Annotated in this window: 14 protein-coding genes and 1 pseudogene; 13 read left to right on the top strand and 2 right to left on the bottom strand. The window is 59.0% G+C overall.

Annotated features, from left to right (window positions below):
* Position 1 precedes the first annotated feature (1 nt).
* The 5 genes from ACQ4N7_RS25965 (at position 2) to ACQ4N7_RS25945 (ending at position 7,022) form a co-directional block, all read left to right on the top strand.
* Positions 2-2,167, top strand: coding sequence for a hypothetical protein (locus tag ACQ4N7_RS25965; RefSeq protein WP_430714346.1), 2,166 nt, complete (start codon positions 2-4; stop codon positions 2,165-2,167).
* 2 nt (positions 2,168-2,169) lie between these two features.
* The gene (locus ACQ4N7_RS25960) at positions 2,170-3,735 is read left to right on the top strand and encodes a hypothetical protein (RefSeq protein WP_430714345.1); all 1,566 of its coding nucleotides are present in this window, start codon (positions 2,170-2,172) and stop codon (positions 3,733-3,735) included.
* A gap of 257 nt (positions 3,736-3,992) precedes the next feature.
* Entirely contained in the window at positions 3,993-4,760 is a 768-nt protein-coding gene (locus tag ACQ4N7_RS25955; RefSeq protein WP_430714344.1) for a DUF1190 domain-containing protein, read from the top strand.
* 6 nt (positions 4,761-4,766) lie between these two features.
* A complete protein-coding gene (locus ACQ4N7_RS25950) occupies positions 4,767-6,113 on the top strand; it encodes a glutathionylspermidine synthase family protein (RefSeq protein ID WP_430714343.1) in 1,347 nt (448 codons plus the stop codon).
* Between the two features lie 63 nt (positions 6,114-6,176).
* Positions 6,177-7,022 carry a hypothetical protein gene (locus tag ACQ4N7_RS25945; protein WP_430714342.1) on the top strand — a complete coding sequence of 282 codons (846 nt, stop codon included), beginning with the start codon at positions 6,177-6,179 and terminating at the stop codon, positions 7,020-7,022.
* A gap of 138 nt (positions 7,023-7,160) precedes the next feature.
* Here the strand turns inward: ACQ4N7_RS25945 and ACQ4N7_RS25940 are convergent, their stop codons facing one another.
* A complete protein-coding gene (locus tag ACQ4N7_RS25940) occupies positions 7,161-7,808 on the bottom strand; it encodes a hypothetical protein (RefSeq protein ID WP_430714341.1) in 648 nt (215 codons plus the stop codon).
* 405 nt (positions 7,809-8,213) lie between these two features.
* Between ACQ4N7_RS25940 and ACQ4N7_RS25935 the strand changes: the two genes are divergently transcribed.
* The 5 genes from ACQ4N7_RS25935 (at position 8,214) to ACQ4N7_RS25915 (ending at position 13,285) form a co-directional block, all read left to right on the top strand.
* Complete coding sequence (locus ACQ4N7_RS25935; protein WP_430714340.1) at positions 8,214-9,335, top strand: NAD(P)-dependent alcohol dehydrogenase; 1,122 nt, start codon at positions 8,214-8,216, stop codon at positions 9,333-9,335.
* 143 nt (positions 9,336-9,478) lie between these two features.
* On the top strand, positions 9,479-10,840 hold the full coding sequence (locus ACQ4N7_RS25930) for a flavin monoamine oxidase family protein (RefSeq protein WP_430714339.1): 1,362 nt from the start codon (positions 9,479-9,481) through the stop codon (positions 10,838-10,840).
* 134 nt (positions 10,841-10,974) lie between these two features.
* Complete coding sequence (locus ACQ4N7_RS25925; protein ID WP_430714338.1) at positions 10,975-11,511, top strand: NUDIX hydrolase; 537 nt, start codon at positions 10,975-10,977, stop codon at positions 11,509-11,511.
* A gap of 22 nt (positions 11,512-11,533) precedes the next feature.
* Positions 11,534-11,854 carry a hypothetical protein gene (locus ACQ4N7_RS25920; protein ID WP_430714337.1) on the top strand — a complete coding sequence of 107 codons (321 nt, stop codon included), beginning with the start codon at positions 11,534-11,536 and terminating at the stop codon, positions 11,852-11,854.
* A 213-nt stretch (positions 11,855-12,067) separates the two neighbouring features.
* On the top strand, positions 12,068-13,285 hold the full coding sequence (locus ACQ4N7_RS25915; protein ID WP_430714336.1) for an NAD(P)/FAD-dependent oxidoreductase: 1,218 nt from the start codon (positions 12,068-12,070) through the stop codon (positions 13,283-13,285).
* Positions 13,286-13,554: 269 nt separating this feature from the next.
* Here the strand turns inward: ACQ4N7_RS25915 and ACQ4N7_RS25910 are convergent, their stop codons facing one another.
* Complete coding sequence (locus tag ACQ4N7_RS25910; RefSeq protein ID WP_430714335.1) at positions 13,555-13,731, bottom strand: DUF4278 domain-containing protein; 177 nt, start codon at positions 13,729-13,731, stop codon at positions 13,555-13,557.
* A gap of 334 nt (positions 13,732-14,065) precedes the next feature.
* On the opposite strand from ACQ4N7_RS25910, the pseudogene ACQ4N7_RS25905 reads away from it, so the two are divergent.
* The 3 genes and pseudogenes from ACQ4N7_RS25905 to ACQ4N7_RS25895 all read left to right on the top strand — a co-directional run.
* Positions 14,066-14,200, top strand: a pseudogene (locus ACQ4N7_RS25905) (Y-family DNA polymerase); the annotation flags it as partial.
* Positions 14,201-14,202: 2 nt separating this feature from the next.
* Complete coding sequence (locus ACQ4N7_RS25900) at positions 14,203-14,355, top strand: hypothetical protein (RefSeq protein WP_430714334.1); 153 nt, start codon at positions 14,203-14,205, stop codon at positions 14,353-14,355.
* Positions 14,356-14,367: 12 nt separating this feature from the next.
* The gene (locus ACQ4N7_RS25895; RefSeq protein WP_430714333.1) at positions 14,368-14,574 is read left to right on the top strand and encodes a DUF4113 domain-containing protein; all 207 of its coding nucleotides are present in this window, start codon (positions 14,368-14,370) and stop codon (positions 14,572-14,574) included.
* Positions 14,575-14,754: the final 180 nt, after the last annotated feature.

Raw genomic sequence — 14,754 nt, 5'->3', positions numbered from 1 at the left:
CATGCCCGCTACTCTGGATATCGTTCAGATCCACGAGGAACTTCAGGCCCTGCGTCGGCAGGTGGCCCAGCTTCAGGCGCAGCGGCCCCAGGTAGCCCTGGCCGCGTCGCGCCCGGCCCCGTTTTTGGGGCAGTCGCTGGTGCTGACCGGCACCGTCACCGCTGGGGACGGACAGCCCCAGGTGGGGACAGCGGTGGTGGTGGCCACGACCTGGGGGCGGCTGCGCAGCCACGATCGCCTGATTGCCGAGCAGGGCACCAGCCTGGTGGTGACCACTGACGCCGAGGGTCGCTTTAGCCTCAGCCTGCTACCCCCCACCTCCGAAGATTTACTGGCCGCCCAGCAGGAGGCCCTGGAACGGCTGCTGGGTCGCCTGGACGCCGCCGCGACCACGCCGCGCCAGACCGCAGCCGACCTGCGCGAGATGGCCCAGCTCTACCAGTGGGAGGTCAACCACGCCTATCGCCAGGCGCTGGATATCTACTTTCGCGACTTTGGCGAGGGGCTGCTGGAGTCGGTAAATGTGCGCGACTACCTGGCCCAGTGGGACTATCTGGAGGCCACGGTCACTGCCTACGTGCAGCAGCCGGGGGGCACCACGGTTACCGGGCTGGGGGCGCTGATGGTGCCCTTTAAGCAATGGCTCGGCCCCTGGCTGGAGACGCTGCTTGCCCTGTCAGAGGCGCAGAACCCTCTGCCCACCGTGCTCGATGCGCTGCAAAAGACCAATCCCCTGGGAAATCTCCGGGAGGGGGTTTACCGACAGGTGAGCGACTACGTGGGCAGCCAGTCGGGCCTTGTTGGGGCCTACATTGGCCGCAAGGTGGTCGATAAAACGGTGCAGTCCTTTTTGCTCCAGGGGCTGAATGAGGTCGAAGACACGGGGCTTAAGGCTGACCTGGCCCCGACCCTGAATGTGGCCAGAGGCCTGCTGGCGGTAGGCGGCGTCAGCGGCCTGCAGAGCGTGGTGCAAACCCGCACCGATCTAAAGGCAGAGGTGGGCAGCCAGATCGAGTCGAGCGGAATTGCGGTGGGTGAACTGGGCGATCGCGTCACCGGCCTGGCCACTCGGGTCACAGGGCTGCAAACCTCCCTGAACACAGTAGATAGCCGTGTCGGCACCCTGACCACTCAGCTCAGCGATGTGCGATCCAGCTTTGAAACCGTCGACAGCCGGGTCAGTACGCTACAAACCCGGTTCAACCAGTTCGACAGCCGCGTCGGCGGTCTGGTCACCGACCTGGGCACGGTGCAGGAGCGGGTCGCGGGCTTTCAGGGCCGCCTCGCCCAGATCGATACCCTGGCGGCCAATGTGGTGGAATTGAGCGACCAGGTCGAGGGTTTTCAGGGACGCTTTGCCCAGGTGGATGACCAGGTGGGTAGCCTTTCGACTCAGTTTGGTCGCCTGCAGCGCAATGTTGACCAGCTCGATGCCAGCACCACCAGCCGTTTCACTCAGATTGGCACCCGCATCGGCACCATTGAGGGGCGGCTGCCCGTGATCGATGGCCGCCTGGGTACGGTCGCCAGTCGGGTCGATACCCTGGAGACCAGGGTGACCGACGTCGATAGCACCGTGGGCGGCTTTAGAGGAGTCGTGGCTGAAGTGAGCGATCGCATCGCCACCCAGGCCGAAACCATTGCCGCCCTGCAGTCAAAAGACCAGGAATTCGACGGCCAGATCACCACCCTCCAGACCCGCAGCCAGGCCACCGACACCCGCGTCACCCAGCTCAATCAGGAGGTGGTCGGGCTCCGGCAAGACACCGTCAGCCTCAACCGCAGCCTTGCTCTGACCAATACCTCTGTGGAGGGTCTCCAGCGCAATGTCGGCACCCTAACGACCCAGGTCAGCGGGCTAGATACCCGAGTTACCACCGTCAGCGGGCAGGTGGGTCGCCTCTCGACCAGCGTGGCTACTCTAGATACCCAGTTCAGTGGCCTCAATGGTCGGGTCGTCGATCTCGATGGCCGCTTCAGCAATTTAAATGGTCGAGTGGTGAATTTCGACAGCCGGTTCAACACCCTCGATGGCCAGGTCGGTGGCCTACAGCGCAACCTGACCAACCTCGCTCGCGCGTCGAGCAACCGCATTGTCGGGCTCGAAGACTCGATCAGCCGAGTCGGCAACAATGTACTGTCCCTGCGCACAGACCTGAACCAGTAGCTATGGCCCTTCCCCTCGGTACCCACACCCTAGACCAGACCGCAGGCCAGCCCCCCCGCCAGAGCTTTCGTCGGGTATGGAGCCTCGCCCTGCCCCCAGGACAGGGCATCCTCAAGGTCGCCCCCGGCGCTCAGATCCGGGCCGAATTTCTGCCTCTCACCTTCAACGCCCTGGCCAGCGGGGCGGTGGTCACCGCCAGTCGCAGCAATCAGGGGGGCGGGGTGCGCGTCGATCTGGCCGTGCCCCTGCGCCTGCACCGAGTCAGGTTCGCGGGCGGCCTGTCGGGCCTGATCACGGTACACCGGGTCGATGGTAGCGCGATCGCCGAGCAGCCCACCACCCAGGCCACCATCAGCGGCGGCGAGATCACTCTCCCCCAGGAGTTTACCGATCGCCAGTTTGTGCTCAAGCGGGCCGATAGCTCGCTCACCAGCAGCCAGATTGCTCAGCTGTGGTTCACCAGCTACCCCACCACCCCCCGCCTGGGCCTGCTGGATCAGAGCAACTCGCTGATTTCCCTCTGGCAGGCCCCCGGACAGCTGACCACCAGCAGTGCCCAGAGTCGGGTAAATCTTGCTGACGACGATTTTCAAGCGCTAGAGCGCTTTCTAGCCAGGCAGTCACTGGCGAGCTTCAACCTGGTGGCCGAGTCAGATGCCCCCTGTCGGGTTGAAATCACCCAGGCGACGCTGGACTACCGCCGCGCCTACCAGGGGTTTACCCCCAATTCGACCACCCCCGCCAAGCAGGTACTGCGCTTCCAGGGCGATGACCTGCGGCCCCAGGCGATCGCCCTGACCCTGCCTCCCCAGGTGCAGGCGGCCTCGCTACAGCTCAGCGTCAGCCTCAAAGGCTCCCAGCTCTCCACCGCCTCGCTAACGACCGCAACCCAAACCCCGCCGACCCAGCGCCAGGGCATAGCGCTGTTGCCCCAGCAGTGGGGCGGGCTATGCTTTACGCCACCGGTAGCCACCCGCTACAGCGGCGTCACCCTAGGGCTGCTGCGGCTGCGATCGCAGACCAGCCTGACCATCGACCTGCGCCTCGACGACGGAAAGCTGCCGAGTTCGTCGCTGACCCAGGTGAGCCAGACCCTGCAAGGGGCGACCTCTCCCCAGTGGATTACCGTCCGTTTCCCAGACCCGGTGGTGCTCTACCGTCAGCCCTACTGGCTGCTGGTGAGTACCAGCGACCCAGCGCTTTGGCTGACCGAGGTCGGCACTGGGGAAGTCTATCTGCTAGAGCAGCCCCCCCATCAGCTCTGGAGCACTCGCCAACGCTACCCCAATACCCAGGTGCTCTATCAGCTGCTGGAGTCCGCCAGTTCGTCTCATCTCGACGGAGATGCAGGAGCTGTAGGGGCTGGGGGGCATCCTGCCCTGACCCTGCGCCTTGCCAATGTCACCCTGCCCACCCTCTGGGATCTGGCAAGCGATCGCGTGGATGTCGATCTGATGGCGGGCCTGTCCTCTAGCCAGACTGACTTCGGCGGGGCACTCACCATTGCCACCGCCATCCCTGGAATTGTCACCGTCTATGCTCCGCAGATAGAGTACCGCCAGACCTGAGGCTAAACAGGCGAGAGCCTGCGAGCCTTCACGGTCTACGTTGACGGTTTCAAACAGATGGGAGCACAGCTTGATTCTGCAAACCCCAGTATGCCTCCAGAAACCGTTAGCCCGGTTGAGTCAGTCAACAGCGACGGCATGGAAATTTGAGGGGCAATTTGGGAGTTTGTTGCAGGAATTTATTATTGCCAACCCCATTCGGCTGGCTGGCTATAGTGGGAAAGCTTGATGACGGCTCACGGCTTTAGCAAGACTGTATGGCATATCCAAAACCCAATTCCCAGCCTCTGCAAATCCGCTTTATCTACCGGCAGCAGCTCCACAGCAGTTTGGTGCTGTCGGCGGTGTTTGCTTCTCTGCTAGCCGGGTGTGGCGGACCGTCTACCCAACCGAACAGCGGCGGCGGCACGGTTACTGACCAAAACGCCGACGAGGCGGTTCCGGCGGTGTTTTACGAAACCACGGAGCAGTGCGAAGCCGACATTACCAAACAGCAGCAAGAATATCAGGTCTTACTTGAGGCCCACCAGCAAAATCAACTGGCCCAGCCCCCCACTCCGCCGGTCATGCAGGTCGAAGACTGCGCACCACAGATGCAGGCCGCCCTGCAGGAACACGATCGCACCGCTCCGGTCTATGCCAGCCTGGCAGACTGCCAGGCTGAGGGGGTGCAGTGCGAAGCTACGCCCGCCGGTGCTGAAACCAGTGGCTACCGACCGGCCTATGGCGGCACCTACCTCTACCCCTACGGCTCCCCCAGCTTTGTCTATCTCAATTTTGGCGGCAGCAACCGCAGCGTCTATCAACCCCACACCGTTTTCCGCAGCCGTCAGCCGGGGCAGGTGGTGACCCCCTTCGGACGCACCGTTCCCACAACCAGCCCAGGGCCGGTATCGGTGCCGCGCCACACCAGCGTAGCCGCACCCCAACGCCCCCCAGGCACCGCCGCCAGGGGTACGATTACCGGCCGCAGCAGCCAGGGGTTTGGCTCAACCTTCAAAAGCACAGGTAGGGGTGGAAAGTAGTCGCCTATGAGACCCTTTAAGGTAGTGCGGCGTCGCCACTGGCAAGAGCACATCCAGGCCAATGCTTACCAGAGCGAGGTGCTGAGCGATCCAAAGCAGCAGTACTGGGTCGAGGCCCTGCCCCAGCCCTTTGCCCTCCAGTTTGACACCCAGGAAGAAACGGCGATCGCCGCCGCCACCGAGCAGCTGTGGCAGCTGTGCGTCGAGTTTCTCGACTGGTTCTTTACCGAAGATCAGCCGGGGGATGTCGATCGCCGGTTGGCCAGCTTGCAAATTCGCCCCGATTACTGGCCTGCGATCAAGGCCAGCTGGGATCGCACCGACCCGGTAGAAGACCTCTCCCTCTGCACCCGATTTGATCTGGTGGTCACCGAAGACGGTCAGATCAAGCTGATTGAGATCAACGGCGAAACGCCGCTGCTGGGGGCCGAAACCATCTATCAGTGGAACTGGTTGGTTGACTACAAGCGCAACCACCAGAGCGGCCCGTTTCCCCTGCCCAACGACGCCAGCCAGTTCAACGAGTTTTGGGATCTGGTGGCTGGTCAGTGGCGGCGCATTGCCGAGGCCTACAACCTGCGCCAAACGGGCATCTCCTTCCTAGTCGATGAAAACCTGGAGGAAGACCTGGAAATGGCCATGCAGCTAATCCAGATCCTCCACGACGAGGTGGATAGCGACATCTACACCCAAATTGTCTACCTGCGGGGTCTGCAAGATGAGCAGGGCCAGGCGGTGCAGCGGGGGCTGGGGCTCGATGAAGAAGGCTACTTCATCGATCACGTTAACGATCGCATTCCGGTGCTGTGGAAAATCTACGACTGGTCTGACATTCAAAACGACATGGCCAACGCCCAAGCCACTCCTGCCCTGGCCCGTCGCCTGGAAGCCGGAGACGTCAAGGTGATCGAACCGCTCTGGAAGCAGGTGCTCTCGAATAAGGGGGCCATGGCCCTGATGTGGGACCAGTTCCAAGACTCCGACTACCGCCCCTACTTGCTGGCCACCTACTTCGACAGCGATATTTCTCCCGAGGCCACCAAGCTAATGTTGGAGATGCACGTCAAAAAGCCCATGCTGGGGCTAGAAGGGGTGGGCACCTCGATTGAAACGGGGGTCGGCGAACTGGAAAAACGGGATGCCCTCGGCTACGGTTCAGAAGGGTTTGTCATTCAGGACTATATCGAACTCCCCCAGGCCTTTGGCTACCACTACATGGTCGGCAGCTGGGTGATCAACGGCGAGGCGGCGGGCATTATTCTGCGCGGTGACACCTCGCGCATTACCGGACGCCACTGCCTGATCATTCCCCACATTGTCTCCGACGATGGGCTTTACATTGCCGGTATGTAAATCGAGGTCTAGATCGAGGTTTAGACCAGGGGCAAACATGCAGTCTTTTTACGGGTGAGAGCAATGGCATTGGTAGGCAGGCCCAAACTGGGGCAAAACCACTGGGTTTTAGATCGGGTTCTACCCCTCGATTACGCCGTTCCAGAACCGTACTTTGCCCATGCCCCCGAGGGGGTTTGGCAAAACTTTTGCAGCCTGCTCAGTCGAGATGTCTACTCAGAAGGCGACTCCCAGTCGTTGTACGACTATGTGATGTCGCGCCGGGCAGAGATGACGTCAGACTTTCTAGCCATGCTGGGGCTCTGGCTGGCGGATGAGCTGAAGCACTACGAAGCCCTGCGGCGCACCTACCACAGCCTGTCGGGGGTCAGTTTTGCCGATATGGATCGCTCCTTTTCAGCACGGGTTCATGACTTTGAGCCGCTGCAATTTGCGCTGCAAGACGAATTTACGCTGCTGGTGACGCTGATGTTTGATGAGATTGGCTCGGTCTATTCTTACCGACGAGATTTAGCCGAATATTACCGACATTTTGGGCCAAATATTCAGAAGATCGGCCACCACCTGGTCAAAGATGAGGGCATGCATTTCAACAATGCTGCCGAACTGCTGTTAAGCCATCATCGGCATCGATTGGGGGAGGTTGAGGTCTTTCTGGAGCAAATTTCCCAGCTGGAGGGCCGTCTCAAGACCTACTACAAAACGTTCTTTCTAGACCACGCCCAGGAGCAGTATCGATTTCCCAGGCACTTTAACCAGGTCATTATTCGCGTTATTTTGGCCCGTCTGGGGCTGGGCCAGCCGCCTGCATCAAAAGAGCTGAAAGAACTCTGGCAGTGGGTACCCGAGGGGTATAGCCTGGTGCCAATCTTTAGCGCCGCTACCCGGCATGCCGCTGCTGTGAGCTAGCCATTTCCCCTCGCGGGCCAGCTGTTTGCGCTAGGGGCGACCTGCCGCTCGTCAAACGGCCTCGCTAATTTCGCCAGGTCAGCTTTCGGGGCGATCGCCCCCAAGGCCCAGTTTTGAGCAACGCACACCTGCGCCTGGTCACACTTTTGTGGCGCGACGTTTGGGCTCATTTTTAGCAGCTTGACGCGCCCTGGCCTTCAATGCACCCCCCGAGGCTCTCACTTGGCTATGACACCCTGGCTTGCCGCAGGACAGCACCAGACCCCGTCTTAAGTACTCTAAACGCACGCTGGTTTCGCGGCCACATTCACACCGAGCCCCAGCGCGAAACCCCCCAAACTCATCGCGCCACATCGACGTTACCGTTAGCAAGCCAACCGGACTGACCGACTTCCAGTAGGCAAGTTTCTCCTGCAGGCGTTGCTCTAGGGCCGCCTTGTGCTTTTCGGCCTGCTGCTGAGCCCGCAGCGTCAGCGCCACCGGGTCTCGCTGCCGAACGGCCTCTTCCAGAGCCGATGTCGCCACTCGCATACTCCTGGCAATCTCTCTCAGGTCTTCAAAGTCATACAGACGGCAAATCGCGTCGACGATCTGCTTATCAGCTACGGTACGGGACGCGCTTTTCACGCTTTTCAGGCCGTAGAAGCTCAATACCTGCCGCACTCGCTCCCGCGATACATCCATTTCGTCGGCGATCGCGCCATTGTCCCAGCCTTGCTGGTGCAGTTCGATATAGCGCTTATGACCCGGCAGCGCTTCTTCAACGGGCCTCACTCTACTAGGCATTGCCACAACCTTCACCTGCCTCCTTTTTGGCGCTTTGCGTCATAGAATCATAGCCGCTGACGAGGAGCCCGATTTCTGAGTGCCTGCCGTTTTATCTCCACAGCGGGTAGCTTTCCTCATCAGCGGCTTGTGAGATTGCCTCAAGGGCTGGCTGCTAACGTCGAGGGCAAAGGAGGTCGAGTCCGACCGGCATCAGGAGACGCTGACGCCAGGGGAGAGGGTTGTGGGCTGTCTGCACTACAGAAATCACCGGCCCACCTGGGGTAGATTGCCATATCTTTCAATGGGTAGTTTCTTGGGCGGCGGTCTTAGCGTTGACTTTACTACGACAAAGATTAAAAGCGTTCCCGGACACAGCCGTTTGGGATTTTGGTGGCTACCGCAACGACCTACAGGACATAAAACATGAAAGTATTTGGTTTTGGCTTGCAAAGTGCTGATGGTTTGCTCGGCCCGGTTACGTTTGAGCGCAAGGATCTCGGCGCTGGGGAGGTGGCGATTAACGTGACCCACTGCGGCGTCTGTCACTCCGATCTGCACCAGGCCCGCAACGACTGGGGCAATACCCTGTATCCCTGCGTTCCAGGCCATGAAGTGATTGGCGTGGTCTCTGCCGTAGGTGACGGGGTGGCCAAATTTAAGGCAGGCGATCGCGTGGGGGTGGGCTGCATGGTCAACAGCTGCCAGGTCTGCGATTTCTGCAAAGCAGGCGAGGAAAACTACTGCTTGGGGCCGAAGAGCTGCACATTCACCTACAACGGCTCTAAAATCCCGGACGGCAACAATACTTACGGTGGCTACACAACCGACATTATTGTTCGTGAGGAGTTTGTATTACGGGTTCCCGATGCGTTAGATCCTGCGATCGCGGGGCCAATCCTCTGCGCCGGCATTACGGTTTACGCCCCGATGAAGCACTGGCACCTGCAAAAGGGCCAGCGGTTAGGGGTGGTCGGCATCGGTGGGCTAGGCCACATGGCTGTGCAGATTGGTAAAGCCCTGGGGGCAGAGGTGGTGGCGTTTACCCGCAGTGCCGACGCCAAAGATGACATTCTCAAGCTGGGTGCCGACAGAGTTGTCATTTCCACCGATGAAGCTCAGATGCAGGAGGCCGCCCAAAGCCTCGACATGATGATCAACACCATTCCTGTGGCCCACGACATTGCCCCCTACATTGCGCTGATGAAGCCCAACTCAGCGCTGATTATTGTCGGCAATATGATCAGTTTTCCAGAATTCTCTCCCGGCCCGCTCGTTTTAAACCGCATTACGCTGGCGGGCTCACTGATTGGCGGCATCGCTGAAACCCAGGAAGTGCTCGATCTCTGCGCCGAACACAACATCTCGCCCAAGATTAAGATGGTCGGCATCGATGACATTAACGACGTGTTTGACACCCTGGCCAGCAGCAGCGGCAGCGATTTTCGCCACGTCATTGATATGGAAACCCTGCGGAGTCACGACGCCATTGGCCGCGAAAAGCTGACTACGATTCCTAACCCCGATCGCGGTGCCGTTGTGGGCTAGGCGAGCTAGGGGCGGAATGGTCGTTCTAGCTGAGTCTGCCCCAAGTAGGCTAAAGTGCTGGGGTCTACGCCTGCCATTGACGACGCTCTTTGTCAAAACTCAGGGTTTCTCAGGCGGGCTCTTGCCACGTTTAGGATGCCAGTATGCCAACTGCCTACGATTGCATTGTCGTTGGAGCCGGGTTGTCTGGACTGGTGGCGGCCCGCAACCTGCATCGGTCTGGGCACAGCGTTTTAGTGATTGAAGCGCAAGCGACCCTGGGGGGCCGGATGGTAGGTCGGCAGTTGCCATCGGGGCAGTGGCTTGACTTTGGCGGGCAGTGGGTAGGGCCGACTCAAGATCGATTTCTAGCGTTGCTGGATGAGTATGGCATTCGTCGGTTTCCCTTTTCTGTCGAAGGCAAGAAAGTGCTGCTGTTTGACGGCGTTCGTTACGAGTTTGACGGCTTTTTCGAGGGTTTTCCCGAAGGAGAGCCCCCCCAGGTCAGCCAGGCAGAATGGCAGGATGCGATGGCCGCCTGGGAGCGGTTTGAAGCCCTGGCTAAAACCCTGCCCCCCGGCCACCCTCGCCGCAATCAGCACACGCTAGTGCTAGACAGCCAGACCTTTGCCCAGTGGATTGAAGCGAATACAACAACGGCATTTGGGCACTGGTACTTCGCCTACATGGCGCGTACGGTCGGCTTCCTGGGGCCTGCAGAGCCAAGCCAGGTATCGCTCCTGCATGTGCTCTGGGGGCACACCTGCGCGTCCCAGGCCGAGTATCCAGAGGCCGAGCTAATCCACGGTGGGGCGGGCCAAATACCAGCCCGGCTGGCGGCTGAGCTGGGCGAAAACATTCGCCTGGGAGAACCCGTTCTGAGCATCAACCAGCACGAGACGGGGGTTGAGGTTGCAACCCCAAGAGGTCGCTTCGCCGCCCGGTATGCCGTGGTGGCCATGCCCCCCCATTTAGCGGGCCGCATTTTTTACGATCCTCCCATGCCGCCGATGCGAGCCCAGTTGACCCAGCGAGTGCCCATGGGCTGCTGTGCCAAGATACTGGTTTCCTATGAGCGGCCTTTTTGGCGATCGCAGGGGCTGGCGGGTCTGGCGATCGGCAACGGCCCGTGGATTGAACTCTGTGCCGATAGCTCCGACCCAGAAACCGGCGTTGGGGTGATGGCGGCCTTTGTCGTGGGCGATCGCTATGGAGTTTGGCGATCTATGGAGGCATCCGACCGCCGGGCCGCCATTCTTGCCGACCTCGCTAACTACTTTGGCCAGCCAGCCCTTACGCCCGTCACCTACGACGAAATCGACTGGCCCAGCCAGCCCTGGACTGGGGGTGGCTACGCCGCCTTTATGCCTCCGGGCGTGTGGACTAGCTACGGCGAAGCCCTCACCGCCCCGGTCGGTCGAATTTACTGGGCCGGTACAGAAATGGCCGAGCGCTGGCCGGGGTTCTTCGACGGTGCCGTGCGCACCGGAGAAGCGGCAGCAGCGGCGATCCACAGCCTTTTGTAAAAAGCCGAATGGTGAGCGCCAAAGGTAGGGCTGCATCGTCTTGGCAAGACCATCGCTCACTGCCGCCCTCTAAAGCCACTAGACTAGGCAGACTCACCCTCCATCGGTAACTGAACCAGCACCTACCCTAGACGATGATCAACCCCCAGATCTGTGCCCAGGCGATCGCATCCCACAGCCCCTTCGACCCAGCCGAGGCCGAGTCTATCGCCGCCACGCTCGCATTTCTGGGAAAAAGCGATCGCTGCTGGCCGCGCGACAACTACGTGGGCCACCTCACCGCCTCCGCCTGGGTGGTCAATACAGCAAAATCCCATGTGCTGCTGACCCATCACCGCAAGTTTAACCGCTGGCTCCAGGTGGGCGGTCATGTGGATGCAGGGGATGAATCCTTACTGGCAGCAGCCCTGCGCGAAGCCAGGGAGGAATCGGGTATTCAGGCGATCGAGCCCCTACAGACCACCATTTTCGACATCGGCCACCACCCCATCAACACAGCCAAAGAGCCGCCCCACGTGCATTACGACATCCGGTTTTTGCTCGTGGCCAAATCTATGGCATATATAGTCTCTGAGGAATCTAACGACCTGGCCTGGGTTCCCCTGACAGAGGTGGCCACCCTCAGCCCCTCCACGGCTCTGAGTCGGATGACCCTCAAGCTAACCCACTAGAACTTGGATATTGAGAGGCGCTATGACCATCACCGCCGAACAACGGATCAACGTCATCCAGAACTCCCTGGCCGAGTTTGAGAAGGTTGCCGCGCCAATTCTAGACGTAGAGATGGTCTACTTTGACCGACCTGAAAATCACACCCTGCGGATGGCGATCGAGCACTTCAGAGCAGGCCTGGGCGCGAACTGGCGCGACTACATTCAATCGGGCCTCAGCGACGAGCTAGTGACCAGCTTTGCAATGGTGGCCCACAACCTGGAACCCAGGCCCCTGAAAGAGGCCATCCAGTGGCTGCACTTCACCACCCAAGACATGCTGCTACTGCGGGAGCGCGGCTAAGCCGATAGGCGTACTGCCGGTCTTGGCGCTAATTCTCAAGCGTTGGCCCAGCCGCTCTGCAAGAGCATTGTCTTCCTGCTCTGGGCAACCTAAGCCCAGGTAGATGCATTTACTAAAAAGCCCCCGCCGAGCGCTATTGGGTAGCCACGACAGGGGTTTTCTTATGGATCATGGGGTAGAAAGGATAAAACGCTATCCTCTAGGTCACTAACCATGACGAGTCGTGCCGTCTCCTTCTGGCTCAACCCTCAAGAACTTAGCTTTCAGTCTGGGCAAGACCTGCCCAATCTCGCTGATGTGGTTGTTATCGGGGGTGGAATTACTGGAATTAGTACAGCCTACTGGTTGAGTCGCCTGGGCCTACATTCTGTCGTCTTAGAGCGTGGAGAGCTATCCTGTGGCGCAACAGGACGCAACGGCGGGCATTTTGTCTTTGGTACAAACCAAAGTTTTAAGGATTCTGTGGCAGCTCATGGCGTAGCGAATACCCTTGCTCTCTGGAACTTTACGCGGCAGAGCGCTGAACTGTTGAAGGACTTAACGGAGCAGCACAACATTGATTGTGATCTTCGGTTTAATCGGTTGGCTTACTTAGCTATGACTCCTGAGCAGGCCCAATCCCTTCAGGAAAGCTGTGAACTCATGATGTCTCATGGCTTGGCTATAAAGTATTGGGGGAAGCAAGAGGTTGAGCGAAATACTCAATGTTCAAGCTTTTCGGCAGCAGCTGTAGAGCCTCATCATGCGCAACTGTGGCCGGCCAAATTGGTTGTAGGTCTTGCCAAAGCCGCTCAACAGCAACAGGCCCACATTCAGACGCAGATAGAGGTTCAGGCTGTTACCCGGCAGGCAAAAGAATTTAGGATCACGACCAATCAGGGAGAGATCCAGGCAAAGGCCGTAGTTTATGCCACCAATGCTCTGACCTATCATCTGCTGCCAGTACTCAAGGGTGTGATCGTACCTGTCCGGGGGCAGGTGGTTGCCACCGCTCCAACATCCCAATTATTCGATTTTGACTGGTGCCTAAGCAATGACACTGGATACGCTATTCAGCGACAGGATGGACGAATCATCTTTGGTGGAATGCGGTGGAAGTCGCCAACTAAAGAAATTGGTCTTGAGGATGACTCCACGTTGGAACCTTTAGTGGGCGAGGGCCTTAAAGCCTTTCTGCGAGACACGTTTTCGTCCCTCAAAGAGGTAGCCATTGAGTACGAGTGGACGGGCATCATGGGCTTTACTGCCGATGAAAATCCTTTGATTGGAGAGCTACCGGGCCGACCAGGGGAATACATCTCAGCCGGGTATACCGGGCATGGAATGCCTGTGGCCATTGCCGCAGGGAAGGCCGTTGCCGAGCAGATTGCAGGTTCAGCTCAAACCCCTATCCCCAAACCATTTTGGCCAGAGCGTTTTTTGCTGGGCTAGCTGTCTCTCAAAAAGCTGTGTTTGGCATTGAGTATCATAGCGCTGGCCAGCTCGCTTAGGACAATGCTGACCGCCTGTAGCCATGCTTGGGACAGTCTCCAGCCGCAAGATAAGCTAGGGCCTGCTACGGGCTATCAATCAGAAGAAGCGGTAGAGATGGAGGTTTGGGGCGTGGTCACTACTCTTATTCGCAAGGTTTAACCCTACAAAAAACCCCGCTGTTGCCAGCGGGGTAGAAGGTCGTTGTTCTAGAGGAGGAAAACTGTGGTCTATCGGGTGTAGTGAACGCCGCGATAGGTCAATGCTGTGGATTGCTGACGCTGAGCAACGGTGAACTGCTTGCGGGCGTAGGGCCGACCCATGAAGGTTGCGGTTTCGCCAGTTGCGATCGCATCCACAGCGGGGGTAGAAGCTTCGTAGGATTTACCGAGGAAGGAAAGTTGCATAGCTGGGGGCTCCTGAGTGACGGGTGGTTTGTCTCGATAACCTAATAGTCGCCTGAATCTTCAACCTGCTGGGTGACGGCGGTATTGCTGGGGTGGTGATAGTTTTGAGACCCTTGCGTGAGGCTACAGGGCCATGACACTGACTGAGATCACACCTCTTGGCGATCGCAGTGGCTAAGACAGCGGTTGCTCAAGCCTCGACCCTGGTGACGATAAAACCGTCTCGTAAGACAGTAGGACCCTGCCCACCACAGAATATAGTACAGAAATACTATTGCATCTACCTCGCACGACCTCTAATGCTGTAACCCCTTATTCTGTCTAGGGTCTAGCCATGTTTGCCCTGGTGGACTGCAACTCGTTTTTCGCCTCCTGTGAGAAGCTCTTTCGGCCTGACCTGGCGGGCAAGCCAGTGGTGGTGCTCTCGAACAACGATGGCTGTGTGGTGGCGCGATCGCCCGAAGCGAGGCCATGAGGCTGGCCGAAGCCGCCTTCACCCCAGGCTATGAGTATCTGAAAGCCAAAGTCATCGCTACTGAGCTAAGCCCGGCAGGCGAGGTGCAGGGCAGTTTGTTTGCAGCCCCGGTGGATACAGAGAAGCGCGATGGTCAAGGACCGGCCTGAGGCCAACGCCTGATGGCCACAGTGGACAACCTCAACCGCAAGCTCAGCCCTGACGCCGTCAAGTTTGGCGCAATGGGCCTGAAGCCTACCTGGGCCATGCGGTCAGACTACTTCTCACAGAGGTACACGACCCACTGGGGAGAACTGCCGACTGTGAAGGTTATGGTTTGTCCTCAGCCTCTTCCTGCTGTTCTTTCTGACGGCTCTAATGCTGACTAGCTATACTGAGTTGCGATTTACTGCTGGGACATCGGCTCATCTTCGTAGGTTTGGCGTAATTGGTCACAGCGATAAGGGAGGCTTAATGAGAAAGCCTCCAGAGCTCCAGGATTATGCCGGTAAAAGAGCAGGGGGCGAGCACCCCGACGAGGCGATGAGCTCAAAGAGATTGTCCACGGC

The organism is Nodosilinea sp. AN01ver1, assembly GCF_050565655.1.
In the GTDB taxonomy this organism is placed as follows: Bacteria; Cyanobacteriota; Cyanobacteriia; order Phormidesmidales; family Phormidesmidaceae; genus Nodosilinea.
The sequence above is the reverse complement of the archived record's forward strand: the minus strand, read 5'-3'. Positions and strand labels throughout refer to the sequence as shown.